Raw genomic sequence first — 25,726 nt, forward strand, 5'->3', positions numbered from 1 at the left:
GACTTCCCGAGAGCCGGTCGAGGAGTGCTCGCCCGCGCGAGCGGGACCGCCGCGGCGACATTGCGCCGCCGCGGCTGTCGAGTCAGCTCAGATCAGGCCGAGCGCGCGGACGGCTTCCCGCTCCTCGGCAAGCTCACGCACCGAGGCATCGATCTTCTCGTGGGAGAACGCGTCGAGCTCAAGGCCCTGGACGATCTCGAACCGGCCGCCGGCGGCGGTGACCGGGAACGAGGAGATGAGACCCTCGGGCACGCCGTAGGAACCGTCGGACGGCAGCGCCGCGGAGGTCCAGTCCCCCTCGGGGGTGCCGTTCACCCAGGTGTAGACGTGGTCGATGGCCGCGGAGGCCGCCGAGGCCGCCGAGGACGCACCCCGCACCTCGATGATCTCGGCGCCGCGCTTGGCGACCCGCGGGATGAACTCCTCGGCGAGCCACTTCTGGTCGCCGACGGCCTCGGCACCGCTGCGGCCACCCACCTGGGCGTGGAAGATGTCGGGGTACTGGCTGGCCGAGTGGTTACCCCAGATCGTGATCTTCTTGATCTCGGTGTTGGGGACGCCGAGCTTCTTCGCAAGCTGCGCGATCGCCCGGTTGTGGTCGAGGCGGGTCATCGCGGTGAACCGCTCCGCCGGCACGTCGGGCGCGTGCGTCTGGGCGATGAGGGCGTTCGTGTTCGCGGGGTTGCCGACGACGAGGACCTTGATGTCCTCGGCGGCGCCGCTGTTGATCGCCTCGCCCTGCGGCTTGAAGATTCCGCCGTTGGCCGAGAGCAGGTCGCCGCGCTCCATACCCTTCGACCGGGGCCGGGCGCCGACGAGCAGAGCGACGTTCGTGCCCTCGAAGGCGCGCTTGGCGTCGTCGAACACGTCCACCCCAGCGAGCAGCGGGAAGGCGCTGTCCTCAAGTTCGAGCGCGGTGCCCTCGGCCGCCCGGACTGCCTGCGGGATCTCCAGCAGCCGCAGCTTGACCGGCGTGTCCGCGCCCAGCAACTGGCCCGACGCGATACGGAACAGCAGCGCGTAGCCAATCTGACCGGCAGCACCGGTGACGGTGACGTTGACAGGCGTAGAACTCACTGGCATCTCCTGGTACGGGTCATCCGTGGGATCGGGCGGCAAGCCGAGCCGGGACGACCGCCGGGCGATCGTGGACCAGCCCACCGAGCTGCACTGTTTTCGGTCGCGTCCGCGATGCTAGTCCGACAGCCCTCCGCAAGGGGTGCTGTGTGAGGCCGGAGCCGCTCACAGATTCCAGCTCGCCGCCGCGCGGGCCCGTCCACGTGCGCGAATCCCCTCATCGGCGCTGGCGAACGCCCATCCGAGCCGGTCCGGCTCCCCCGGCGGTGCCGGTTCTACTGGCTGATCTCGGTGCCGCAGCGGGGCGCCGGCCGGATCAGGTCGAAGCCCTTCGCGTCCGCGTTGACCCGGAGGAAGGTGTAGCAGCGGTTGACCTTGCCGCCGTCCGACGAGAAATCGATCGGGGCGGGCAGCAGCCCGTCCGCGTCGTAGCCCTTCGTCGCGCGCAGAAGCCGGACGACCGCCGCCCGACTCGGGCACGGCCCGGCGGCGGCGAGGCCGGTCAGGAACAGGTCCGTCGAGATCCAGCCCGCCAGCGCGGACTGCTGGGCCGGCGGCGAGATCTCCGGCGCGTAGGTGCGCATGGCGGCGAGAAAACGCTGGTGCGCCGGAGTGTCCACCTCGAACGGCTGGTAATCGACAAACGTGTAGAGACCGGCAAGCACCGGGCCGAAGAGCCGCAGCAGCCGCTGGTCGTAGCTGACCGGCGAAAGGATGACCTTCAGGTTCGCCCGGGCGGCCCGGGCACCGACCACCACCTGGCCGAAAGCCGCGCCGGTCACCGTGCCCACCAGGACATCCGCTCCGCTGGCGAGCACCTTCCGGCCGATCCCCGCCACATCGATCGGTCCGGTCGCGTCGACCCGGCCCACCACCGGGATCCCGGCCGCCTGCAGGCTCACCGCCAGCTTGTCGGCCAGCGCCATCGAGGTCGCCGAGAACCCCGACTGCGCGATCACCGCACGGTGGCCACCGCGCTCGGCGACAAAGTCACCCCAGACAGTCACCGAGGGACCGTCGGACACCAGGTTCGAATAGCTGAACATGTTGTCGTTTTGCGTCCAGACGGCTTCCAGCGCCGGGCCGACGACCGGCACCCCCACGGAGTGCAGGAAGGCCGCGGAGCCGCTGGCCACCGCGGAGGACTCGAGGAGGCCGAAGTCCCGGTCGTCGTTGACGAGAGTGCGCGCGGCGGCGTCATTGCCGGCGGGGCTGGAGGCGTCGTCGCGCCAGGTGTAACGGATCTGGCGGCCGTTCACGCCCCCCGCAGCGTTGGCTACGCCAAGCCGGGCGTCGACGCCGGCCCGGAACGGCAGGAACAGCGAGGCCGAGTTCCCGGTGTCCGGGTAGAGCAGGCCGAGGCGGATCGCATCCGCATTCACCCCCGGTTCGGCGCAGGTGGGCGCCGCCGACCGGCCATCGCTGGACACGCGGCAACCCACGAGGGCCACGGCCATCGCCACAGACGCCAGTCCGGCCAGTGCGGCCCTGGCGCCACGCCGTCGGCGCGATCCGGCGTGCGAGGCCATGACGCTCCCCACGGGGACCACGCTAGGCACCCGATCAGCCGCGATGGCGGTAATCGGTAGATTTTGTGAGATTGCCGCGCAGCGGGCAACGCACGGGCCCGTCTCGTCGTCGCCGTCGCCCTACGACGAGACGAGGGGGCCACCCCAACCCTGGGGACGAGGTCGGGGCCGGCCCGCTGACCGGTGGCGCGGGAGGTTCGTCGCGGTCAGAACGCGGCAGCCGCCGCCCGGGCGATCGCCTCGTCGTGGGGAGTGGGGCCGCCGCTGACCCCGACCGCACCGACGATCAGCCCGTCGCGCCGCAACGGCACCGCACCGGTGAGGCCGGAGCCGGGTTGGGCTGGCACGACGTCCCACTCCCCGTCACCGGGGCCGCCGCCGGCGTGGTTCACCAGGCGGGCCGGCAGGGCGGCGACCCGCGCCGCGCAGGCCCGCTCGACCGAGATGTCGGCAGTCCGCAGCCGGGCATTGTCCATGCGGACGTGCGCCACCAGAATTCCGGCGTGATCGACGACAGCGATGTTAACCGGTTGACCGAGGTGAATCGCATACCTTTCCCCGGCGGCGATGATCCGACGGGCATCCTCGAGCGATACGGTCATCCGCGACTCTCCCCATAAAGCGGCGTTCCGGTGCGCCTGACCATAGGCCCACAACGACTGTCTGGTGGTGTTAGGCGCGCCGCAGACCAACCGTCGCGCATGCCGGTTCCCCGTGGGGGCGGCAGCACACACAAGGACACATGAAGCCCAGACCCGGGGCCGCGCTGGCACCCTTGGCTCACCGCCACGGCCCCCCGCCGAGGGCGGCGGGCGCAGCCCGGAAAGACCCACCCGGTGGCCGAGGCGCCAGGTCGCGGCGTCCCGCGGGGTCCTCCGGGCTGCGCCGAAGCGGCCGCGGCGGCGACCGCCGGCCGCCGCCGTGCCGCCGTCCCGCGCCGGGGCCACGCCGACGGCGGGTGGACACCTCGACCGACCCGCGACGCTGCGGGGCGGCCGAGGTGGGATCCAGCGCCGGCCGGCCCGTTCAGGCCGCGGCGGCCAGCGGGAGCACCACCCTCGGGAAGCGGTGGACCAGGCGGGTGGTCAGCGGCCCGCCGTCGAGCATGTCGGTCAGCACCCCGGCTAGGCGCTGGTCCAACCGGCCCAGCCGCTGCAGCCCGCGCAGCCGGAGCAGGCCCGGCAGGTGCGCTTCGATGGCCCGCTGGTCAGGGCGCGCCGCGCCGTCCAGCCAGCTGTCGAACTGGTCGATGGTCATGATCTCCCAGACGACCGTGTCGGCGACCGCGCCCGTGCCGTCCGTGATGGTGACCAGATGGGGGATCCGGACCAGGTCGGCGAAGCCCCGCAGATCCGGGCGCAGGCCAGCCGTCACCACGTTGTTGCCGATCCTGGTGTCGACCCCGGCGGCCGGCCGCCGCAGGACGTTGCGCAGGTGCGACGCGAAAGCCAGCGCGAGCGCGCTACGCCCGGGCGGGCTGGCATGAGCGTGCAGCACGATCGCGTCCACCCCCGGCGCGCGCACCCGCTCGGCGGCGGCCCGGACCAGCCAGGCCGGCTCCACCAGCACGAACCCGACCTGGGCCCGCCGTCGTTCCGCGCTCGCGTCGCCGCTGGCGGCGGGCGCCGGCACACCTGGGTTCTCGCGGGTCCACTGACAGGTGATCAGTCCATCGGCGCCGGGCAGGGAGAGCAGGGGGAGATCCCCGGAGCTGAAGATCCGTTCCGCAGGGGGGGAGGTCATGGTGTCTCCGGTCCGGGGGGCCGACGAACACGCGAAGGTGACCGCTGACCGCTGGGGCAGGCTGGTACGGGAGGCGACCGAGCGGTCGCCGTCGTGCCGCGTGTCCATCCGATCCGGCAGCCCGAGGGCGACGGGGACGGCGTCGGTTCGCGGGGCGGCGGCCTTCGCGGTCACCGAGGGGGCCCGCGAGGAGGAAATGACCGGAGTCAGCATGACCATGTCTAGGGATGGCTACTGCAGGAGGTTGTCGAAGTCGCCGTCTTTGGCGCCGAGTATCAGCGCCTCGATCTCGGCCCGGGTGTAGACGAGGGCGGGTCCGTTGGGGTGTCGGGAGTTGCGCACGGCGACCTCGTCGCCCGGGAGCTTCGCCATCTCGACGCAGTTGCCCTGGGAGTTGCTCCGCCGGCTCTTCTGCCAGGTCACCCGTTCCAGCGCCGTCGCCGGCATGCCGCTGTAAATCTTGCCCATGCGCTCTCCCGAAGCCCGAGGGGCCGCGCCGCGACAGCCCTCATCCCACGCAGCCCGCCTGTCGCACCGCCGCGCTGCGATGGACACCTCGTCGATCATCTCGGAGTGATCCCCGACATCCCGCCCGAAGATGACCGCGTGTGCGCCTGCACGAACTTCGGCTCACGATACAGCACGGTCAGGTGCACGTGCATCAAGCGGGTCGCATGTGCGTGCCACAACCTCACGTGCGATTGTCGACGGCGATCGGACATCCCACCTGGCCGCGGCCTACCTGCCGGTACCGTCGCGGACCGCACACCCACGGGGGGCGCATGCCGACGGATGGCAACCGCCACGCGGGCGGGCCCGACAGGCGAGCGGGCATGCCACGCGGGCACGACAGGCGGGCACCGAACGCGGGCCCGGCGTCCGGGCGCCGCGCGGACGGGGGTCGGACCGCGCCCGAGCGCCCCCGGCCCGGGCATGCACCCGGGGCGCCGTCCGCGCGGCGCCAGCCTGTGGACGGCGGTCGGGTTGGACGGCGCGCTGCCGGGCCTCCCCCTCCCCGACCGAATGGCACTCTTCGGGGCCCGCAAGACGGTCATGTAGCCCAAAGAGGTGGTAATTCACCATATTCATTCGGCTCAAGTGGGATGAAACACGACGTTGATGGCCAACTCCCCGCGCCGGGTGTCTTGGACAAAGACGGCGGATAGGGCGTCAAAGTGCGCGAATAGGCCGCGGTCACCCCCGGAAACGCGCCCTCCCCGGTACCCGCGGGTCGACCGTTCGGGGGGACCCGTAAGGTGCAAAACTCACAGGCGCGGGCAGGCCGGGTCTCCCGCCACAGGGGCGGCGCAGGCCGTCTCGAGGAGGAGTGGAGACAGCGCGGGGAAAAGCAACGGAGGCCCATCGTCGGGCCACAGATGGCGCGTTCGCACCACGTAGCCTCTCGACGGCGGCACCCCACGACCACGGATCGGACGCGAGTTCCACTCGAGGCGCCCGCGACCCGTGTGCAGACCTGGCGGCGGACCGGCCGCACCGACCATCGGCACCCCGCCGCCGACGGCCACGCGAACCGGTCGCATTCACCCAAGTGGGCGTTCCGGCGCCGCTCCTCGCCGGCCGCGTCGGGTGAAATCAGACCGACGCACGCGGACTGCGGTCGAGCGCCACCGCGCACGCCTGCGCGGTGGACCCACCCGGGGTGGTCGACCCGAGACGGCGCAGAAAAATCAACATCGACACGCTGACCGCGACCAGCACGTCGGCCACCGGCGGTGGGCAGTGGGCGAGCACGTCGCCTCGTGGGCGGCGGGTCGCGCGGCAACGAGACGGATGGGCGACGGCAACGCGGGCGCGATGGCAACGCAGGCGCGATGGCACGGAGGGAGGGCGAGAGAGGTGAGGACGTACGGAAGGGAACTGCCGCGCGGGCCGCGGACCGGACGGAGTTCCGTTCACGCTCGCCTGGATCGATCGACTTCCGCGCCATCGGAAACAGAACGGAAGTCTTGCATCACACCGAGCCACGACCAGACCTCGGTCGCCCAGACTGGATGTCTAACCGGGCCAGTAAGTGGACACCCGCTTCCCGCACTCTCCGTGAGCGAGTATATAAATAACCCTTACCGCGCTAAAGAAGCGACACCCACTCGGACATGAGAACCAGAGACGTAACCGGATCCAGAAGATCAGATGTCATACTCTTGCGTTGACCGATGGCGAGGGGGCCGACCGTGACGACAGCTCAGCCGGGAAGTGGACCGACCGTGCGTCGGATCCTCCTCGGCTCCCAGCTACGTCGACTACGCGAGGAGAAGGGCATCACCCGGGAGACCGCGGGTTACCACATCCGCGCCTCGGAGTCGAAGATCAGCCGGATGGAGCTGGGGCGGGTCAGCTTCAAAGAGCGTGATGTAGCAGACCTTCTGACCTTCTATCAGGTCACGGAGGAAGGTGAGCGGGCACCTTTGCTGGCGCTCGTCCGGGAAGCGAACACCGCCGGCTGGTGGCAGAACTTCAATGATGTCCTGCCCACCTGGTTCCAGCCATACGTCGGGCTGGAGGAGTCGGCTCAACTAATCCGGACCTACGAGGTGCAGTTCATTCCAGGACTGCTCCAGTCCGAGGAGTATGCCCGGGCGATCATCACGCAGGGTGGCAGCGGACTGTCGTCCGAGACCATCGAGCGACGCGTCAGCGTCCGGATCAATCGGCAGAAGCTGCTGTACCGCGCCAACGCTCCGCGACTGTGGGTAGTCGTCGATGAGGCTGCTCTGCGTCGTCCGATCGGCGGGCCGAAGGTGATGCGCGCGCAGATCGAGCATCTGGTCGCCCTCTCCGAGATGCCCAATCTCACCCTCCAGGTGATGCCGTTCGCCTTCGGCGGCCACGCGGCGGAGGGCGGCGCGTTCACGATCCTGCGTTTTCCGGAGATGGACCTGCCCGACGTGGTCTACCTGGAGCAGCTCACGAGCTCGAGCTACCTCGACAAGCGCGAGGAGGTCGACCGCTACATGGAGGTCTACAACCGGCTCAGCGTGGACAGCACGACGCCGGCGGAGACCCCCGATCTCCTGCGGCGGATCGTCAACGAGCTGTAGGACCCGGGGCCGGTGTCGCCGGCCGATCATCCGGCGCGCGCCGGCCGCCGGGCACGACCGGCAGCAACGATGGCCAGCTCAGGACGATGGCCAGCTCAGGACGATGGCCAGCTCAGTTCGAGGCTCAGCAGACCGTCGTCGACCGCGAGGTCAACGCCGAGGCCCGGTTCGACTCCCTTCCCACTGTCGCTGCGGAGGGTCAGCGGCGGCGACTCCGGGGGCCAGGGCATGGTGACGAAGACGCTGCCGCCGTCCGGCGACCAGAGCACCGTGACGATCGCCCGGCCACCCGGTGCCGCGGCGAGCACCTCGCCGACCCGGTCGGCCAGCGCGGCACGGACCGCGCGTGGGGCGCACCGCAGGTCGCCGTCCCGCTGGACCTCCACGCCGACGCCCGCCCCAGCGGCATCCCCGAGTACCGCGTCCAGTTCGGCCAGCGCCGAGGAGGGCCCACCGCCGGTCAGCGCCCGGCGGATCGCCGCGGCCTGGCCGACGCACCGGCTGCGCACCGCGGGTGCGTTCGGATCCAGCCGTCCCTCGGCCACGCCGGCCAGCAGCGGCAGCACGTCCCGTTCGACGGTTCCCAGCCAGGCGACCCGCTCCCGGCGGATCATCGGCGTGGAGTCGGCGTGGGCGGCGAGTTCCGCCTCGGCGGCGAGCCGACGGGCCGTCGAGTCCGCCGTTCCGCGCAGCAGCGGGCCGAGCATCGCCGTGATGATCTGAACGACGCAGCATCCGTAGACGACCGAACCCAGCCGGGCAGTCACCAGGTCCTCACCGGTATGCCGGCCGAGCACGAGTCCGCCGAACAGCAGGACCGTCACCACCAGCGCCGCGGCCCACTCCCGCTTCGGTCGGGACGCGGTCACGAACGCCAGGAGCAGCGGGACGACCAGCAGCGGCCAGTCGACGATCCTTACGATGTCCCCGCCGGTGGTGTTCGCGGTGGCGGCAATCGTGATCCCGAGTGTTGCGACCAGTAGCACGAGGGCCTCGCCGCGGGTCAGCGCGCCGCGGCGGACCCGCGCCGCGGCCGCGGCGATCAACCCGGCCAACGCCAACCACAGCAGCCCCGCCACCGGGCGCACCCGTACCCACCCCAGGGTGGCGACCAGCGGCACAATCATGATCACGAGCCAGGCTCCGGCCACGTTCCCGACCGCCCGGCGCAGCCCGGCGGCGTAGGCGGTGCCCAGATCGGCGGCGATGGCCGCGACACGGCGACGATCCGGGACGAATCCGCCGCGCATCCCGCCCGGTCCGACCCCGGAATCGCCCGCGCCACCAGCGCCGCGCCGCCGGCCCGTGGCGCCATCCCCGCCGCCGATGAGAAGGACCCCGACGCGGCGGCTGAGCGCGCTGATCCGGCCGCCGCGTCGGCCGGGTTCGGCCGCCCGCACGTCATCGGTGACTTCGGGGACACGCCACTGCAGCCGCACGGTCGTGCCGCACCCGGGCGCCGAGGTGACCGCCACCGTGCCCGCGACGTCCTCGATCCGGCCGACGACGGATCGTCTCAGGCCCAGCCGGTTCGGACTGGCCTGGTCCGGGTCGAATCCCCGGCCCGCGTCGGACACCTGGACGGTGACCACGCCGGGGCCACCGTCGATGTGGATCCGCGCGTGCTGGGTGCCGGCGTGCCGCTCGACGTTCGCGAGCGTCTCGCGGACGGCGCCGGCGAACGCGGTGACCACCACGGCGGGCAGTTCGACCGGCACCTCGCCGCGGCCGGCGACGCGCAGCCGGTTGTCCACGTCGACCCGCAGGCCGCGCCCGACCGCCTCGTCCGCGATCTCGGCGAGACGCTCGTCGATGGCCGGTCCGCCGGGCCCGTCCGGGTCCAACAGGTCCTGCACCGCGGCGAGGCTGCTGGCACAGCGGCGGCGGGCCAGCACGACGTCGCGTCCGCCGCCCCAGGCGATCCCGGTCAGCGTGTTGAGCACCGTGTCATGGATGATCCGCTCGCGTTCCCGCCGGTCACGGGCGACGGCGAGCACGACCGCCTCGCCGCGGTAGCGGGCCTCCACGTTCGCCCATCGCCGGTCCGCGACCTGGGCGGCCTCCCGCAGTCGCCCGATCGACAGCCCCAGCAGCCCAGGCGCGAGCACCAGGAGTGCGGCCTGGACGACCGCCTGCGGGAAGTGTCCCCAACCGCCGACGAGCGCACCGGCGCCGAGCAGCAGCACCAGGGGCCCGGCGGCAGCCGCCGGAAACGCCCAGATGACCGCCACCGCACCGTTGACCGCGGCGAGGAAGACGAAGTTGCCGCTGTCGCCCAGTGACTCGGGCGGCAGCCAGCGGTCCGCGGTCAGGAGGAGAACCAGCGCGATCGCGGCGCTCGCCGCCGCCAGCGGGCGCCCGACGCCGCGCCGCCGGGCCACCGCGCAGAACACCACGTCCCAGGCGACGGTCGTCACGGCGGCGACCGTCGCCGCCGGCTGGCCGTCGTACCAGTGCCACAGCAGGAGGTAGCCGACGCTCAGCACGATGGCAACGGCGTGCAGCGCGATGAGCACGCCGGCCATCACCCGCGCGAGCGCCCGGTGGGCCCGACCGAGCTCGGCCGACGCCCGTCCGAGTTCCAGCGCGGCGGCGCCGAACGCGGTGTCCGTCACAGCCGGACCGAGGGACCCGGCGGCGGCGCCCGGCGCCAGGCACCGGGATGCGGTTTCGTCCACCGTCAGTTCGCTCGCACGCACACCGCTCACCCGAGGGCGGCCGAACTGCGCATAGTCACGTGAGTATCGCCACGTTCCGTAACTTCCAGGCGGGAGTGCGTCGCTCCCGGTGAACTGGAGGCAGGGTACCGGCCTGCCGCCGACGGTGGGCGACAAAGGGCGCAACGAGGGCCTGGCGGGCAGATCGGTACGGGCCGGCGCACGGCATGGCGGGCGGCGCCCGGGTGGTGGGCGACGCTCGCCGGGCGGACCCGCGTCGCCGGTGTCCTAGGCTGGAGGGTGTGTGGAAGGACAGCGCGTGAGCTCTCGGCCGTCCACGTCGCCACCTGACTCCCCCGCCGCGCAACCGGCGCCGGACCCGCCGACGCCCGCCACCGGCCACAGCGGTGCTCCGCCGCAGGCCGCCAGCCCTCGGACCAACCGCCGGCGCAGAGAAGGCCCGCGCTCCGCCGAGGGTCGGCCCGCCGACGGAGAGCAGGCAGCCGACGGGCAGAAAGCCCCGGACCGGGAGAAGGCCGCAGGCGGGGAAAAGGCCGCGGGCGGTGCGCCGCCCGCGTCTGACGGCGCCGAGGACGCTGGCGAGCAGCGGGCGGTACGGATCGGTGAACTGACCGCGCTGCTGGCGGAGCTGGCGCCCCGTGACGCGCACCGCCTGGGCCGGCGCCTCGCCGACAGCCGGCGCACCCGGGAGCCCGCGGCCCGCCAGCGCGCCCTGCGGGCGATCGCGGCCGATGCCGACCGCGCGGCCGAACGGGTGCGGCGGCGGCAGGCCAGGGTGCCGGCGATCACCTATCCCGACGAGCTGCCGGTCGCGGGGCGCCGGGACGAGATCCTCGCCACGATCCGCGACCACCAGGTCGTCATCGTCGCCGGCGAGACCGGTTCGGGGAAGACCACCCAGCTCCCGAAGATCTGCCTGGAACTCGGCCGCGGCGTGCGCGGGATGATCGGACACACCCAGCCACGCCGGATCGCCGCGCGGACGGTCGCCGACCGCATCGCCGAGGAGCTGGGCACCCCGGCGCCGCAGACCGGCGGTGGCGTCGTCGGCTACCAGACCCGGTTCACCGACCAGGTCCACGACGACACTCTGGTCAAGCTCATGACCGACGGCATCCTGCTCGCCGAGATCTCCTCGGACCGGGCGCTGCGCCGCTACGACACCCTCATCATCGACGAGGCGCACGAGCGCAGCCTGAACATCGACTTCATCCTCGGCTACCTGCGGTCGCTGCTGCCGCGGCGCCCCGATCTGAAGGTCGTCATCACCTCGGCGACGATCGAGACGGCCCGGTTCTCGGCGCATTTCGGCGACGCCCCCGTCATCGAGGTCTCTGGCCGTACCTTCCCGGTCGAGGTTCGCTACCGGCCGCTCGTCGCGAGCAACGACGACGAGGACGAGGACGTCGATGCCGACACCGACGCCGACACCGACGCCGACACCGACACCGGCGGCGGCGGCAAGGCCGGTCGTGGTTCGGGCAGTGGCGAGGCTGGTCGGGGCGGCGGCAGCAGTGGTACGCAGGGTCGGCGTGGGCGGCGCGGTGAGGCCGAGCGGCGTGGGGGCGAACGCCGGGAGGTCGAGCGTGATCAGACGCAGGCGATCAGCGAGGCCGTCGACGAGCTGTGCGCCGAGGGGCCGGGCGACATCCTGGTGTTCCTCAGCGGCGAGCGGGAGATCCGCGACACCGCCGAGGCGCTTGCCCGCGAGCAGCGGCCGCACACCGAGATCGTGCCGCTCTACGCGCGGCTGTCCGCGGGCGAGCAGCACCGGGTGTTCGAACCGCACACCGGCCGGCGGGTGGTGCTGGCGACCAACGTCGCCGAGACCTCGCTGACCGTCCCCGGCATCCGCTACGTCGTCGACCCGGGCACCGCGCGCATCTCCCGGTACAGCCACCGGACGAAGGTGCAGCGGCTGCCGATCGAACCGGTCTCGCAGGCGTCGGCGAACCAGCGCAAGGGCCGCTGCGGTCGTACCTCCGACGGCATCTGCATCCGGCTGTACAGCGAGGCGGACTTCACCGGCCGCCCGGAGTTCACCGACCCGGAGATCCTGCGGACGAACCTCGCGTCGGTGCTGCTGCGGATGGCCGACCTGGGGCTCGGCGAGGTCGCCGACTTCGGTTTCCTCGACCCGCCCGACCCCCGCCAGATCAACGATGGCGAACTCCTGCTCACCGAGCTGGGCGCGTTCGACTTCGACACCGTCACCCCGGAGCCGGCCGGCGACGGTGCGCCGACGGGGCGGGGGCGGCAACCCACCGGCGGGCGGCGGCTCAGCTCGATCGGGCGGCGCCTCGCGCAGATCCCGGTGGACCCGCGGCTGGCCCGGATGGTGCTCGCCGGGGACGAGCAGGGCTGCCTGCGGGAGGTGCTCGTCATCGCGTCCGCCCTGGCCATCCAGGACCCACGGGACCGGCCGGTGGAACACCAGCAGGCCGCCGACGAGCGCCACGCCCGGTTCGCCGATCCGACGTCGGACTTCCTCGCCTACCTGAATCTGTGGAACTACCTGCGCGATGCCCGCGGGGAGCTGTCCGCCAACCAGTTCCGGCGGATGTGTCGCACCGAGTTCCTCAACTACCTGCGGGTACGGGAGTGGCAGGACGTCCACGGCCAGCTGATGGCCGTCGCCCGCGGTCTCAAGCTCGCTCTCGGCGACGCGGACGGCCCGGCAGCCGACCCGCACACGGTGCACCGGGCGCTGCTCACCGGCCTGCTCTCGCACCTCGGCCGCTTCGACACCGAACGGCGGGAGTATTCCGGGGCGCGCGGCGGCCGGTTCGCGCTGTGGCCCGGGTCGGCGCTGGCGCGGCGCGGCGCGCGGGCCGCCGAGGCCGCGGCCGTGGCGGCGGCGGACCCGGCGAACCGCCAGGCTGGCGGCGAGGACGCCCCGAAGCAGCGGCCGTCCGGCCCGCCGCCCTGGGTGATGGCCGCCGAGCTCGTCGAGACCTCGCGGCTGTGGGGGCGCACCGCCGCGCGCGTCGACCCGGACTGGATCGAGCCGTTGGCCGGGCACCTGGTGCACCGCGCCTACAGCGAGCCGCGCTGGTCCCGCCGGCAGGGCGCGGTGCTCGCCGACGAGCGGGTGACGCTGTTCGGGCTGCCGATCGTCGTCGGCCGCCCCGTGCAGTACAGCCGGATCGATCCGGCGCTGTGCCGGGAGCTGTTCCTGCGCCACGCCCTCGTGGAGGGTGACTGGCAGACCCGCCACGAGTTCTTCCACCACAACCAGCGGCTACTCGCCGACGCCGAGGAACTGGAGCACCGGGCGCGGCGCCGCGACATCGTCGTCGACGACGAGACGCTGTTCGCCTTCTACGACGAGCGGGTACCCGCCGACATCGTCTCCGTGCGCCATTTCGACGCCTGGTGGCGCCGGGCCCGCCCGGAGAACGCCAAGCTGCTGGACTTCACCCCGTCCCTGCTGGTGTCCGCCGGTGCCGGCGGGGTCACCGAGGCCGACTATCCCGACGCCTGGCAGGTGGGCGCGCTGGCGTTGCCGCTGACCTACCAGTTCGAGCCCGGCGCGGCCGCCGACGGCGTGACCGTCCACATCCCGCTCGCCGTGCTCAACCAGGTCGACGCCGACGGCTTCGAGTGGCAGGTCCCCGGGCTGCGCGAGGAGCTGGTCACGGCGCTGATCCGGGGGCTGCCGAAGGCGGTGCGGCGCAGCTTCGTGCCGGCGCCGAACTACGCCCGCACGGTGCTGGGGACGATCTCCCCCGGCGGCGCGCCGCTGCTGGTCGCCGTCGAGAACGAACTACGCCGGATGGGCGGGCCGGCGATGCCGCGCGATGCGCTCACCCTGACGGGCGTCCCCGACCATCTGCGGATGACCTTCCGGGTCGAGGGGACCCGCGGCGAGGTGCTCGCCGAGGGCAAGGACCTGGCCGCGATCAAGCAGCGGCTGCAGCCGAAGACCCGGGCCGCCGTCGCCGCCGCGGCCGACGGCGTGGAACGTCGCGGACTGCGCGCCTGGGACGGCCTCGGCACCCTGCCGAAGGTCGTCGAGCTGCGCCGCGGTGGGCATGTCGTGCGCGGTTTCCCGACGCTGGTCGACGAGGGCGACACCGTCGCGGTGCGCGCCGTCGACACCGAGGCGGAACAGCGCCGGCTCATGTGGGCCGGCACCCGCCGGCTGGTGCTGCTCGGGGTGCCCTCGCCGATCCGCGGCCTCAACGGCCGACTGTCCAACGCGGCGAAACTCGCCCTGAGCCACAACCCGCACCGCGACGCCGCCGACCTGCTCGACGACTGCATCCGCGCGGCCGCCGACCAGCTGATCGCCGCCGCCGGCGGGCCGGCCTGGGACGGCGCGGCGTTCGAGGCTCTGCTGGCCGCGGTGCGAGCCGAGCTGCCCGAGGCGTCGTTCGCGGTGGTCCGCGAGGTCCAGCAGATCCTCGCCCTTGCCCACCCCGTCGAGGGAACGCTGCGGGAGCTACGCTCGCCGGCGCTCGCCGCGTCGGTCGCGGACGCCCGCGCCCACCTCGACGGGCTGATCCACCGCGGGTTCGTCACCGACACGGGCGCCGACCGGCTGGCCGACCTCGCGCGCTACCTCACCGCGCTGCAACGACGCCTGGAACGGCTGCCACGCGACCCGGCCCGGGACCGGATCAACACCGCGACGGTGGGTCGGGCCACCGAGGCGTACCGCGAGCTGCTCGCGACCGTCCCGGCTGGCCGGGAACCCGGCGAGGAGATCCGCCGCGTCCGCTGGATGATCGAGGAACTGCGGGTCAGCCTGTTCGCGCAGAACCTGCGCACCCCGTACCCGATCTCCGAGGAACGCGTCTACCGCGCCATCGACTCGCTGCTCGCCTGAGCGCACGCCGCCCGCCGGGCGCCGCCGACTGCCGACTCCCGGTGGCTATGGAGCGCAGCCTCCCGGTGGCTACGGAGCGCAGCGCCCTGCGCCGGGTCCGGGCGCTTGTGGGTCCTTCTGGGCGATAATCCGGACGCGAGCCCAACCAGAGGGACCCACATGGTCTCTCTCCCACGCACCGTTCGGCGAATCCGTCGCCCTGGGTGACTGGCGAGCCGTCAGGCTCCGGCCGCGGCGCCCACGTCCATCGCGCGGGCGAGCGCCCTCAGGGCAGGTCATCTGTGGCGGCGGGGGTGCCGACGGACTCCTGCACGGCCGCGGCCGCCGCGGGACTGGCAGCCCCGACGGCGGCCGGAGCCGTCCCGGCGGCGAGCGCCGCCCCCGAGGTCGGTGTTGTCCCGGAGGGCTCCGCCTCCGGCCCCGAAACGGGCGTCGCCCCTGCAACGGGTCCGGCCACGGACGCGGTGGTCGCCACGGAGGCGACGGAGGTCGCCCGGGAGGCGGGGACGGAGAAGTCCCAGAGGGCTCCGACGCCCCACCAGGGCCAGGTGTGGCCGCCTTCCCAGAGGGTGTGGCGGATATCGGAGCCGGGCGCGAAGTGGGTCGCCTCGGTCTCGCCGTCGGGCAGGTTCATCGACAGGTAGTCCGACCAGCCGCCGCGCCACGGGACGGTCGCGTCCGCGGTGCCGTGGATGTGCAGCATCCGCACGGGCACGGTCGGGCAGGAGACCAGCGCCTGGCCGCCGACCATCCCGACGGCCGCGACGAGGTCCGGGGCGTCGCACGCGATCCGGGCGGCCAGCATCCCCCCGTTGGAGAAGCCCCAGACGTACACCCGGTCCCGGTCGACGGGGGTGTAGCGGGCGACGTCGGCGACGATCTGGCGGACGTAGGCCACGTCGTCGGTGGCGGCGCCGCCGCAGCAGCCGCCGGCGTTCCACGCCTCGTGCACGCCGATCCCGTAGGCGACCGCGAAGCCGTGCCCGTCGGCGAAGGCGTCCGCCCCGGTGGCCTGACGCAGGGTCTCGGCGGTGTTGCGCAGGCCGTGCAGCATGATCACCAGGGGGCGGGCGGTGCCCCGGAACTGCGGCGAGAGGCGCACCTCGGTGTGCAGTTCGTAGGTGCGCCCCGAAGGCAGCCGCAGGACGGGATCCGCGGCCGGGCTCGCCGCTGCGGCCCTGTCCGCGGGAACGGTCATCTCCGCGGGAGTAGGCGTGCCCGCGGGAGCCGTGGTGCCCGTAGGAGCCATGCTGCCCGCGGGAGCGGTCGTGCTCGGCGTCGCTGTGCCCGCTCCGACAGGGCCGATTCCGGCGCCGGTCACCTCCGCGCGATCAGTCTGCGTGGGTGAGCCTGGCGGGGACGGGACGGCGGTCCCGGGGGCGCCGGACGCGGTGCCGTCGCCGGTCGCCGTAGCGGCGAGGACCGACGCGGCGGAGACCGCTGCGGGGTTCGGCGACGCGGAGGACGTCGACGGCACGGCCGCCACGACGAGTCCCACCAGGGCAGTGACGGCCACGAGGGCGGCGATCGCCGGACCGCGCCGGAGGCGCCGGCGTGGCAGCTGCCCGAGCCGCAGCCGTCCCAGCACGGACAAAGGCCTCTCAACTCCCCGACTCCAGCCGATCAGAGCGGTCATAGTAAACCGCTTCACGTCAAGAACTCCTATACGGGCCTAGAACAGCACAAGGAACGGCCGTTCGCGGCGACGGAGCGCGCAGGGCACCCGACCGAACGTGCCCGTGCGTGCCGTGCCTGCCCCGCAGGTGGGCACCCGGGGGTGCGCCGGCCGGCGCCGTCGGCCGCGGTCAGCGGCTCGTCGGAAACAGTCAGATGTTCATCGGAAGCGGGACGGTGGCCGCGCACGGCGGCAGGGTCTCCGCGCCGTCCCAGGACGCCGTCATCACCGTGCGCAGGCGGGCGGCGGCGTTCTCCGGCGTGAGTTCGCGCTGTGCCTCGGCGAACATCTCGTAGCCGACGACGTTCCTGCGGACGGCCGGCGAGCGCAGCAGCGGCGAGTAGAAGTGCGCGTGCAGTTGCCAGACCTCTTCCGGCGCCCGGTTCCCGCGGGTCGAGGTGAGCGGGATGGGATGCGGGCCCGGCGCGCCGTGCCAGCCCATCGAGTAGGGGAACGGGTGCGCGAACAGGCTGTCGTACCCGGCGAGCAGCCGGCCCAGCACGTGGGCCAGGCTGTCCCGCTGGACGTCGTCGAGCCGGGCCAGGCGCTGCACCGGTCGCCGCGGGAGCAGCAGCGTCTCGTACGGCCAGGAGGCCCAGTACGGCACGACGACGAGCCAGTCCTCCTCGGCGAGGACGACGCGTTCCCGGGCGGCGGTCTCGGTCCGGGCGTAGTCGAGCAGCAGGGAGCTGCCCGCCCGGGCGAAGTGCTCGCGCTGGTGGGTGTCCTCGGCGGCGGGCTCGGCGGGCAGCGCGTCGCAGGCCCAGACCTGGCCGTGCGGATGGGAGCTCGAGGCGCCCATCGACGCGCCCCGGTTCTCGAAGACCTGCACCCACCGCCAGCGTTCGGCGAGCTCGGCGTCCTGGGCCGCCCAGGTGTCCACGACGGCCCGCGCCTCGGGGCGGGTCATGTCGACCAGGCCGCGGTCGTGCTCGGGTCCGTAGGAGATCACCCGGCATGTCCCGTGCACCGGGACGCGGCGCAGCAGGCCGGCGCGCGCGCCACCCGGCCGCGGCGCCACGGCCGGCACCCAGCCGGACCCGGCCTGGGCCGGGTCCGCGAACGCGGGCGGGTCGGCGGCGGCGGGGTCCCGGCCCGGCGCACCGGTGTCGCCGTGGTCGGATCGTGGGAGCGGCAGGGCCGGGGAGTCGTTGCCGAACACGTACGTGCCGCGGTAGCGGGGAGTGGCGGCGCCGCCGGCCCGGTGGTTGCCCGGGCACAGCTCACAGGTCGGGTCGAAGGCGGCGGCCGGGGGCGGCGCCGGCACCGGCGGGCCGTTGTTCCCGGGGCGGTGCACGCGGTCAGGCGAGACCAGGACCCAACGGCCCGTCAGGGGGTTGAACCGGCGGTGCGTGGTGTCGTCCATCGCTACGAAAGCCTGCCACGGCAGCTCGCGGACCCGACCCCGTCCGGGCCACCCCGCATGGTCCCGCGGGACGGCGGAAAGCGGCGATCCGCCGCCCGGACCGCGCCCCGAAAATCTCATGTTGACTTCAACTAGGAGGATCTAGAATCACGGTCATGCTCCCCTCCGACCTGATGACCGTCGGCGAGCTGTCGCGGCGCAGCGGCTTCGCCCCGTCGGCGCTTCGGTTCTACGAGCGCCAGGGCCTGCTCGCTGCCACCCGCACGAGCGGGGGGCAGCGCCGCTACGAGCGGCATGTACTGCGCCGGCTGGCGTTCATCCGGGCGGCCACCGCCGTGGGGCTCAGCCTGGACGACGTGGCGCAGGCACTGGCCTCCCTGCCGGACGCACGCACTCCCACGAAGGCCGACTGGAGCGTCATCTCCCGGCGCTGGCGTTCCCGCCTCGACGAGGAGATCGCGGCGCTGGTGGCGCTGCGGGACGGCCTGGAGTCGTGCATCGGCTGCGGCTGTCTGTCGCTGCGGCGCTGTCGGATCTCCAACCCGCACGACCGCATCGGCGCGCTCGGCCCCGGCGCCCGCGCGCTGCCCGCGGCGCTGCGCCGCACCGGCCGGGCACATCACGGCGGTCACCGCCCGCCCCCTCCCAGCAACGACGAACACCCAACCGATCACACAACTGACGGTTGCCACCCGGGCACATGTCAGTTTGCGGACAACCCGGTCGATACACCGGCTGACGAGTTCGGATAGGACAGACCTGGCGGCGCGCGACCGGGCCGCCCGGAGGCCGGCAGGCGGCCGCCGACGTGGTCCGGGGAGGGATCGTGGGGGATCATCTGTTCAGTGCGTCGCGCTTCGGCGGGGCGTCGGGCGAGCCGCCTGGTGACCGCGGGCCGCAGTCGGGTTCCGAACCGATCACCTCCCTGCCGAGCCGGACGGCGCGCCGGGTAGTGGAGACACCGCCCCGGGGCGCGGTGCCGGTGCGGTCCCAGCGACGGCGGCCGATGATCGTCGGCCTCGGCGGCACCACCCGCCCGGACTGCGTCGCCTACCGGTCGCTGGCGACGTCGCTCGCGACGATGGCCCAGGCGGGGGCGGAGACCATGCTGTTCGGCGCCGGCGAACTCGACCTGCCGATGTACGCCCCGGACCGCCCGGAACGCACCTCGGCGGCGCTGCGGCTGCTCGCCGCCGTGGAACGGTCCGATGCGGTCGTGATCGCCACTCCGGCCTGGCATGGTGGAGTCTCCGGCCTGGTCAAGAACGCCCTGGACTACCTCGAGGACCTGCGTGGCGCGCCGCGGCCGTATCTCGACGGGCGAGCCGTCGGCCTGATCGTCTCCGCCTCGGACCCGCAGGCGGCCGGCACGACACTCGCCGCGCTGCGGGCGAGCGTGCACCAGCTGCGCGGCTGGCCCACGCCGCTGGGCGTGACACTCGCCGCCGCGGAGGCGACCTTCGACCCGCACGGTCGGCTGCGCGATCCGGCGACCGCGGACAAGCTGGAGACGCTCGCTGATCAGATCATGGGATTCACCTACGCCTGGTCGCAGGTGATCTGACCAGCTCGCCCCGCCCGGGCCCGGCCGCCTCGCGGGCGTTCGTCGGACAGTGGCGCCCTGGCACCTCCGAGCGACCCGGAAGCACCTGATGCGCCTCCTGTGTCGCAGGAGCGTTAGCGTGTCGGAACCCTGGCGCCGACGCCGATCCATCACCCGTCGCGAGCACCTGTCGCGAGCGTCGACGGCACGGGGACGACGGCACGGGCGATGGACGGGACGAGGAGGCGTCAGGGTGCGAGGACGTTGGGCGCTGGGCAGGCTCGCCGGGGCGGGCTTGGCGGCCGTGCTCGCGGTGACGCTCGCCGGGTGCGGGGGCAGCTCGGGCAGCGGCGGTCAGGCGGGCGGCTCGGCGGCGAAGGGCGCGCCGGTCAAGCTCATGATCATCGCGCCGACCGGCACCGCGGGAACGAACTATCCCGAGATGGTCGGCGCCGCCCGGGCAGCCGTGCGCGCGGTCAACGCCCGCGGCGGGATCGGCGGCCATCCCGTGGTGCTCGAGCACTGCAACGAGAAGAACGACGCCGCCACCGCGAAGAGGTGCGCGCAGCAGGCCGTGGACGACCACGTGCTCGCGGTCGTCGGCGAGGTCAGCGGCTCCGGCGGGATCATGCCGATCCTGCAGAACGCCGGCATCCCGTCGATCGGCTCGGCGGGTGTCTCCGCCGACGGTTCCGAACTCAGCTCGCCGATCAGTTTCGTCGTCAGCCCGTTGACATTCTACCCGGCGGTGTGCCCGTCGCTGCTGGTGAAGGCGGGTGCGCGCAAGATCGGCCTGGTCGGCTACGACCTCAGTGCCAGCGACCGGCTGATCACCATGGCCGAAGGCGGCGGCAAGGCCACCGGCCACCCGATCGACCCGAAGCTGCGCGTTCCGATCACGACGAGCGACTTCACTCCGACGGTCTCCCAGCTCACCAGGTCCGGTGCGGACGGCGCCGTCCTCGTCGTGTTCGACCAGGCGGCCTACGCGGTGATCTCGAGGGCCGGCCAGCAGGTCCGCACCTGCCACGCGGCGGGCACCCTGTCACCGACGTTCCTGGCCACGCTCGGCCCGGCGGCGGACAAGGTGGTCGTCGCGACCGCGTTCCCTGAGCTCAGCCAGGCCGCGCAGTTCCCGGAGGTGGCCAGGATGGTCCACGAGCTGGACGCCGAGCAGGCCGCCGGTGACGCCGACGCGGCCCCGGCGGTGCGCACATCGACAAGCACCACGAACGCATGGCTGTCCGTGCAGATCGCCGAGAAGGTCGGCAACCAGGTCTCCGGCGACCTGACGGCGAAGAACCTGCTCGCCCAGCTCAACCGGACCCACCACCTGGACCTCGGCACCATCGTCCCGCCGCTGGATCTCACCACGCCGACGCCGATCCCCGGCGCGGAACGCATCTTCAACGCGACGATGCGGGGAGCCCGCTGGGACAGCGCGTCGAAGTCGTTCGTGCCGCTCGACACGGAGTCCTACAACGGCCTGGACATCCTGCGCCGGGCCGCGTCCTGACCTGACGCGACCATCAGGTAGCAAGGTCACCGAAACGTAACGGCCCAGGTGGCCGTTACGTCCGGTTTCTGGGCGACAGAGGGGCCACCATGGTTCCTCTGTACGGTTCCCGTCTGGTTTGTGCGTACAGAGCGACCACGGCGACGCTCAGACATGAGCGACCAAGCCGGCGTCGACCACGCACGGTCATCCCAACCGCCCGGCGGTGGTCCGCGCACCCGCGCACCCGCGCACCAGTCGGCGGCGGTGGACCGGCGCGCCGGCGCGGGTCAGCCGAGCGGCAGGTAGGCGCCGAGCAGGTGGTCGCGGTCAGCCGCCGCCTGCTCGGCCGTGCCCGACCAGGCGCACGCGCCGTGGCGCAGCACGTGGACCCGGTCGGCGATCGCGAGGGCGCTGCGGACGTGCTGCTCGACCAGGACCACGGCCAGGCCCCCGTCCGCAGCCTCCCGCACCGCACCGAGCAGGCGGCGCACGACCTGCGGGGCGAGACCGAGGGACAGCTCGTCGGCGAGCAGGACGGTGGGCCGCCGGGCCAGCGCCCGCGCGAGCGCCACCATCTGCTGCTGACCGCCGGAGAGCAGGCCGGCGCGGCGGTCGAGGTGCTCGGCGAGTTCCGGGAACACGGCGAGCGCGTGCCCGGGGTCGCAGCGACCGACCCGCAGGTTGTCCCGCACGGTCAGGCTCATCACCACCGACCGTTCCGCCGGCACGAGGCTCAGGCCGCGGCGGGCGCGTTCGTGCAGCGGCGCGCCCGCCGGCAGGCCGGCGAAGCGCACCTCGCCGGCCATCGGGACGAGTGCCCCCGCGAGCGCCAACAACGTGGTGGTCTTGCCCGCGCCGTTCGGCCCGAGCAGGGTGACGACCTCACCCGGGTGGACGTCCAGATCGAGGCCTCGCACGACCGGCGCGTTGCCGTAGCCCGCTGCCAGTCCCCGCGCTGACAGCGCCGGCCCACCCGCCGTCCGCGCCGGGCCGGTGCCGGGCTGGCCCGGGCCGGGCCGCCCGGGGGCGGCCGATCCTGGCGTTCCGGGGGTGCGCGGTTCCGCGGTGCCCGGTTCGGACTCCGTGGCCGCCGGGCGGCCGGCCCGGCGCCGGGCCCGGGCATCCCGCAACCGCAGGGCGCCGGCGACCCCGGCCAGCCCCGCAAGGCCGAGCAGACCGATCCCGCTGGCCCCGTCGGCCACCGCGGCGTCACCGCCCGGCTGTGCCGAGTCGTCCGCCGCCATCAGGGCCGCTCCTCGGTCGACCCGGTGACGAGGCGCGCGCTGCCGACGCGACTGCCAGCGAGCAGCGCGGTGGCAGCCGGCACCCGGCCGACCCGGGCAGTGGCGGTGGCGGTGACGGACGCGGTGGTCGCCGCCGAGGCGGACGCCGGCGGTGTCGGGACCGCCGGGGAGGTGGCCGCGCCGGCGGGACCACCTCGGCGGGCGGGGGTGGCGTTCGGGCTCGGCGTTTCCGCTTCGCCGAGGTAGGCAGCCTGGACCCGGGGATCGGCCGCGACCTGCCCGGGGGGACCCTCGGCGATGACCTCGCCGGCGTCGAGCACGACGACCCGGTCGCACACTCCCATGATCACATCCATGTCGTGCTCGTTGAGCAGGATCCCCAGGCCCCATTCCGCGGCGAGCCGGCGCAGCAGTGCCGCGACCTCGGCGCTCTCGGACTCGTCGAGGCCGGCGCACGGCTCGTCCAGCAGCAGCACGCCCGGGCTGGCCGCGACGGCCCGGGCGATCGCCAGCAGCCGACGGCGGCCGTAGGGCAGGTCGGAGACGGTGCGCAGCAGATCGGCGCGCAGACCGAAGGCCTCGACGGCGGCGAGCGCGGCCGGGGGCAGCGGCCGTGACCGCGGGAACACGAGATCCGTGACATAGGCCAGGGGGTCCCGGCGATCGCTGGCCGCCTGAATGTTCTCCAGCACGGTGAGGTCCTCGAACAGTTCCAGGTTCTGGAACGACCGGCTGATGCCGGCGCGGGCACGCCCGTGCGCGGGCAGGCCGTCGAGCCGGACACCGCCGAGGGTCATCGAGCTCACGGAGGCCGGCGTGTATCCGGTGATCGCGTCGATGACCGTCGTCTTGCCCGCCCCGTTCGGGCCGATCATCCCGACCACCTGGCCGGGCTCGACCCGAAGGTCGACGCCGCGCACCACGGTCACCGCGCCGAAGCGCACTGTCAGCCCCCACACCGACAGGGTCGCCGGGCGCACGCCGCGCGCCGCCAGGCCGGCAGCCGGGACGAGACCGAGGACGCGGTCGAGACGGACGGTGTCCGCCCGGCGCCGGCGGTCCGCCGCGCGGGGGACGAACCGGTCGTAGAGCTGGCCGGCGGTGCGCGCGTTCTCCGGGGCCATCCCCCCGCCCGAACGGGACAGCACGACGACGAGCACCACCCCGCCGATCAGCGGCACATACCGGTCGAGGTTGGCGAGCCAGTGCCGCAGCCCACCGCCGAACACGGCCGCGAGCACGGCGGCGACCGCCGCGACGACCCAGGGCAGCCAGCGCGCCGCGAGCGCTCCGCGCCGCCCGGCGGGGCGAAGACCGCTGGCCGCGGGGACGCCGTTCACCAGTGCCGTGGCGCCGGCGAGGCCTAGCAGGCCGGCGACGGCCGCCGCGACCAGCCGCAGCAGCACGCCGAGCCGGCCGAGCCACCCCCCGACGGCGGCGCCGAGGCGGGTGGTCAGCGCCCCGGCGGCCATCGTCGCGCCGGCGAAGGCGCCGCTGACCCAGCCGACGCCGCCGACCACCCCGTAGGCGATGAGCAGGATCGAGGAGAACGGCGCGAACGTCCCGTCGCCGTAGTCGATGTTGCCGCGCCCGCCGTAGAGGTAGAAGGCGTAGAGCACGCCGCCGAAGCCGGCGATGGCCGCCGACAGCGCGAACGCGTACAGCTTCGCGCCGACCACGCTGATGCCGAGGGCGGCGGCGGCCCGCTCGTTGGTCCGCACGGCGATGAGCCGGCGCCCGGCCCGACCGCGGCGCAGGTTCGCCACGGCGAGCGCGACGAGGACGAACGCCAGCACGGAGACGGTGGCGAAACCCCGCGGGTCGGTGACGGTGTCCATCGAGACGCCGAGGAAATGCTGGCGGCCGACGACCGTGCCCTCCGGGGAGGCCAGGTCCCCGAACAGTTTCCCGAGGGAGCCGGCGCTGGCGGGCGGCGGCGAGTGGTAGCCGCGTTGGAACAGCAGCGCGTCGACGGCGGCGCCGAGTCCGAGGGTGACGACGGCGAGCTGCAGTCCGCGGGTTCGCAGCGCGGGCAGCGCGAACAGCAGCCCGACGGCGGCGGTGCCGGCGACGCCGAGCGCCATCGCGGCCTCCAGCGGCCAGCCGTGCACGGCGACGAGACGCCCGGCGATCAGCGCGGCGATCCCGGAGAAGGCGAGCTGCGCCAGGGAGAGCTGGCCGGTGAACCCGACCAGCACCACCACCGACAGGATGATCAGCGCCCACAGCGCGTTGGCGTCGAGCGCGTCGACCCAGTCGTGCGGCAGCACCCACCAGATCGCCGCCAGGGTCGCCGCGACGGTGATGACCAGCGCACGGGGATGCACCCGGCCGGAGCCGAGCACGGGATGACGCTCGGTGAGGTGTCCGCGCTCGGGCAGACCGCGGCCGCGGATCGCCAGGTAGAACACGATGACCGCGAGCGGCACGGCCCGGTCGATCCCGCGCCAGAACGGGTGCTGGGCGACCAGTTCGGACTGCGTCTCCACCTCGATGATCCCGAGGACCAGTCCGCCGAGCAGCACCCCGGGCAACGAGTGGAACCGCGCCACCAGCGCCACCGCCAGCCCGGGGACGATGAGCAGCAGCAGGTTCGCCGCGGACAGCGGGTTCTGCAGCGGGGCGAGCAGCACGCCGCCGAGGCCGGCGAGCCCGGCGCCGGCCCCCCAGGCGGTCGTGGCCACCGCGTCGACGGACCAGCCGAACGTCTGCGCCGCGCGCGGGTTCTCGGTCGCCGCCGTCGCGGCCAGCCCCAGGGTGGTGAGGCGCAGCACCGCCCACAGCCCGGCGACCAGCACGGCGACGGCGCCGAGGCGGACGAAGACGTCGACACCGACGGGCTCGCCGAACAGCTCGACGGTGCCGGTCGGCAGCACTGTCGGGGAGGTCCGGACCGCACCGGCGAACATCAGCGTCAGCGCGGACTGGAGGATGATCAGCAGCCCGAGAGTGGCCATCAGCCGCAGCAGCGCGGTGGCCTCCCGCAGCGGGCGCATCACCAGGAAGTGGAACAGCACGCCGATCGCGACGGTCGACGCGACCGCGAGCACCGCAGCCGGTCCGAGCGGCAGGCCCCACGGCCCGTGCAGCCCGTGGAAGGCGTAGGCCGACCAGGCCACCATCGCGCCCTGGGCCATGTTGAGCACCCCGGCGCCCCGCGCGATCACCACGACACCGGCGGCGACCAGCGCGTACAGGGCGCCTGATCCGAGGCTGAGCAGGGCGAAGCCCATGACGTCGTTCACGGCTTGTCCACCCTGGTCCGAGCGCCGCCAGCTGACGGCGCCTGCATGCTTCCCCGTAACGGTCCACTGGTGACCACTGGCACTCCCAAGCGGGCTTGTCCGGCCAGGGCCCCCGTGGCGACCCGGTTACCGCATCCGTTGATCACGGCAACCGACGCGACGGTAAGGCCGCCGCCTCAGGTGTGGCAAGCAAACAACCCACAACACCACTACGGGTGGTGAAGCGCCCCACCCACGA

16 protein-coding genes are annotated in these 25,726 nt (G+C 73.5%); 5 read left to right on the forward strand and 11 right to left on the reverse strand.

Going from position 1 to position 25,726, the window contains the following annotated elements; genetic code table 11:
- Positions 1 to 87 precede the first annotated feature (87 nt).
- From MXD60_RS13110 to MXD60_RS13135, 6 genes are all read right to left on the reverse strand, one after another.
- The gene (locus tag MXD60_RS13110) at positions 88 to 1,077 is read right to left on the reverse strand and encodes a malate dehydrogenase (protein WP_248819320.1); all 990 of its coding nucleotides are present in this window, start codon (positions 1,075 to 1,077) and stop codon (positions 88 to 90) included.
- 275 nt (positions 1,078 to 1,352) lie between these two features.
- Positions 1,353 to 2,507, reverse strand: coding sequence for an ABC transporter substrate-binding protein (locus MXD60_RS13115; RefSeq protein ID WP_308222461.1), 1,155 nt, complete (start codon positions 2,505 to 2,507; stop codon positions 1,353 to 1,355).
- A gap of 305 nt (positions 2,508 to 2,812) precedes the next feature.
- Complete coding sequence (locus MXD60_RS13120; protein ID WP_248819321.1) at positions 2,813 to 3,208, reverse strand: GlcG/HbpS family heme-binding protein; 396 nt, start codon at positions 3,206 to 3,208, stop codon at positions 2,813 to 2,815.
- 424 nt (positions 3,209 to 3,632) lie between these two features.
- Positions 3,633 to 4,562 carry a hypothetical protein gene (locus MXD60_RS13125; RefSeq protein ID WP_248819322.1) on the reverse strand — a complete coding sequence of 310 codons (930 nt, stop codon included), beginning with the start codon at positions 4,560 to 4,562 and terminating at the stop codon, positions 3,633 to 3,635.
- 18 nt (positions 4,563 to 4,580) lie between these two features.
- Positions 4,581 to 4,817, reverse strand: coding sequence for a DUF397 domain-containing protein (locus tag MXD60_RS13130; protein ID WP_248819323.1), 237 nt, complete (start codon positions 4,815 to 4,817; stop codon positions 4,581 to 4,583).
- Positions 4,818 to 5,942: 1,125 nt separating this feature from the next.
- A complete protein-coding gene (locus MXD60_RS13135; RefSeq protein WP_248819324.1) occupies positions 5,943 to 6,101 on the reverse strand; it encodes a hypothetical protein in 159 nt (52 codons plus the stop codon).
- A gap of 440 nt (positions 6,102 to 6,541) precedes the next feature.
- Between MXD60_RS13135 and MXD60_RS13140 the strand changes: the two genes are divergently transcribed.
- Positions 6,542 to 7,408, forward strand: coding sequence for a Sco1979 family transcriptional regulator (locus MXD60_RS13140; protein ID WP_248819325.1), 867 nt, complete (start codon positions 6,542 to 6,544; stop codon positions 7,406 to 7,408).
- 95 nt (positions 7,409 to 7,503) lie between these two features.
- On the opposite strand, the gene MXD60_RS13145 is transcribed toward MXD60_RS13140, so the two are convergent.
- The gene (locus MXD60_RS13145; protein WP_248819326.1) at positions 7,504 to 10,086 is read right to left on the reverse strand and encodes an ATP-binding protein; all 2,583 of its coding nucleotides are present in this window, start codon (positions 10,084 to 10,086) and stop codon (positions 7,504 to 7,506) included.
- Between the two features lie 628 nt (positions 10,087 to 10,714).
- Between MXD60_RS13145 and hrpA the strand changes: the two genes are divergently transcribed.
- On the forward strand, positions 10,715 to 14,917 hold the full coding sequence (gene hrpA / locus MXD60_RS13150; protein WP_248819342.1) for an ATP-dependent RNA helicase HrpA: 4,203 nt from the start codon (positions 10,715 to 10,717) through the stop codon (positions 14,915 to 14,917).
- A 265-nt stretch (positions 14,918 to 15,182) separates the two neighbouring features.
- Here hrpA and MXD60_RS13155 read toward each other — a convergent pair whose 3' ends face one another.
- Positions 15,183 to 16,505: a CE1 family esterase gene (locus tag MXD60_RS13155; RefSeq protein WP_248819343.1), complete on the reverse strand. Its 1,323-nt coding sequence runs from the start codon at positions 16,503 to 16,505 to the stop codon at positions 15,183 to 15,185.
- A gap of 238 nt (positions 16,506 to 16,743) precedes the next feature.
- Positions 16,744 to 17,958 (reverse strand): UDP-glucose--hexose-1-phosphate uridylyltransferase, encoded by a 1,215-nt coding sequence (locus tag MXD60_RS13160; protein WP_248819327.1) that lies wholly within the window; start codon positions 17,956 to 17,958, stop codon positions 16,744 to 16,746.
- A 155-nt stretch (positions 17,959 to 18,113) separates the two neighbouring features.
- Between MXD60_RS13160 and soxR the strand changes: the two genes are divergently transcribed.
- From soxR to MXD60_RS13175, 3 genes are all read left to right on the forward strand, one after another.
- Positions 18,114 to 18,710 carry a redox-sensitive transcriptional activator SoxR gene (soxR, locus tag MXD60_RS13165; protein WP_248819328.1) on the forward strand — a complete coding sequence of 199 codons (597 nt, stop codon included), beginning with the start codon at positions 18,114 to 18,116 and terminating at the stop codon, positions 18,708 to 18,710.
- 74 nt (positions 18,711 to 18,784) lie between these two features.
- On the forward strand, positions 18,785 to 19,522 hold the full coding sequence (locus MXD60_RS13170) for an NADPH-dependent FMN reductase (RefSeq protein WP_248819329.1): 738 nt from the start codon (positions 18,785 to 18,787) through the stop codon (positions 19,520 to 19,522).
- Positions 19,523 to 19,754: 232 nt separating this feature from the next.
- Entirely contained in the window at positions 19,755 to 21,017 is a 1,263-nt protein-coding gene (locus MXD60_RS13175) for an ABC transporter substrate-binding protein (protein WP_248819330.1), read from the forward strand.
- Positions 21,018 to 21,286: 269 nt separating this feature from the next.
- Here MXD60_RS13175 and MXD60_RS13180 read toward each other — a convergent pair whose 3' ends face one another.
- The gene (locus MXD60_RS13180) at positions 21,287 to 21,961 is read right to left on the reverse strand and encodes an ABC transporter ATP-binding protein (RefSeq protein WP_248819344.1); all 675 of its coding nucleotides are present in this window, start codon (positions 21,959 to 21,961) and stop codon (positions 21,287 to 21,289) included.
- Positions 21,962 to 22,242: 281 nt separating this feature from the next.
- Positions 22,243 to 25,488, reverse strand: a complete 3,246-nt coding sequence (locus MXD60_RS13185) for an ABC transporter permease subunit (protein ID WP_248819331.1) — start codon at positions 25,486 to 25,488, stop codon at positions 22,243 to 22,245.
- Between the last annotated feature and the right edge of the window lie 238 nt (positions 25,489 to 25,726).

The organism is Frankia sp. AgB32 (assembly GCF_023243045.1).
Lineage (GTDB): Bacteria > Actinomycetota > Actinomycetes > Frankiales > Frankiaceae > Frankia.

Excerpts from the sequence above, each read along its gene's own strand:
- MXD60_RS13120 (WP_248819321.1), bottom strand. The coding sequence starts at position 3,208 with ATGACCGTATCGCTCGAGGATGCCCGTCGGATCATCGCCGCCGGGGAA.
- MXD60_RS13125 (WP_248819322.1), bottom strand. The coding sequence starts at position 4,562 with ATGCTGACTCCGGTCATTTCCTCCTCGCGGGCCCCCTCGGTGACCGCG.
- MXD60_RS13130 (WP_248819323.1), bottom strand. The coding sequence starts at position 4,817 with ATGGGCAAGATTTACAGCGGCATGCCGGCGACGGCGCTGGAACGGGTG.
- MXD60_RS13160 (WP_248819327.1), bottom strand. The coding sequence starts at position 17,958 with ATGGACGACACCACGCACCGCCGGTTCAACCCCCTGACGGGCCGTTGG.
- soxR (WP_248819328.1), top strand. The coding sequence starts at position 18,114 with ATGCTCCCCTCCGACCTGATGACCGTCGGCGAGCTGTCGCGGCGCAGC.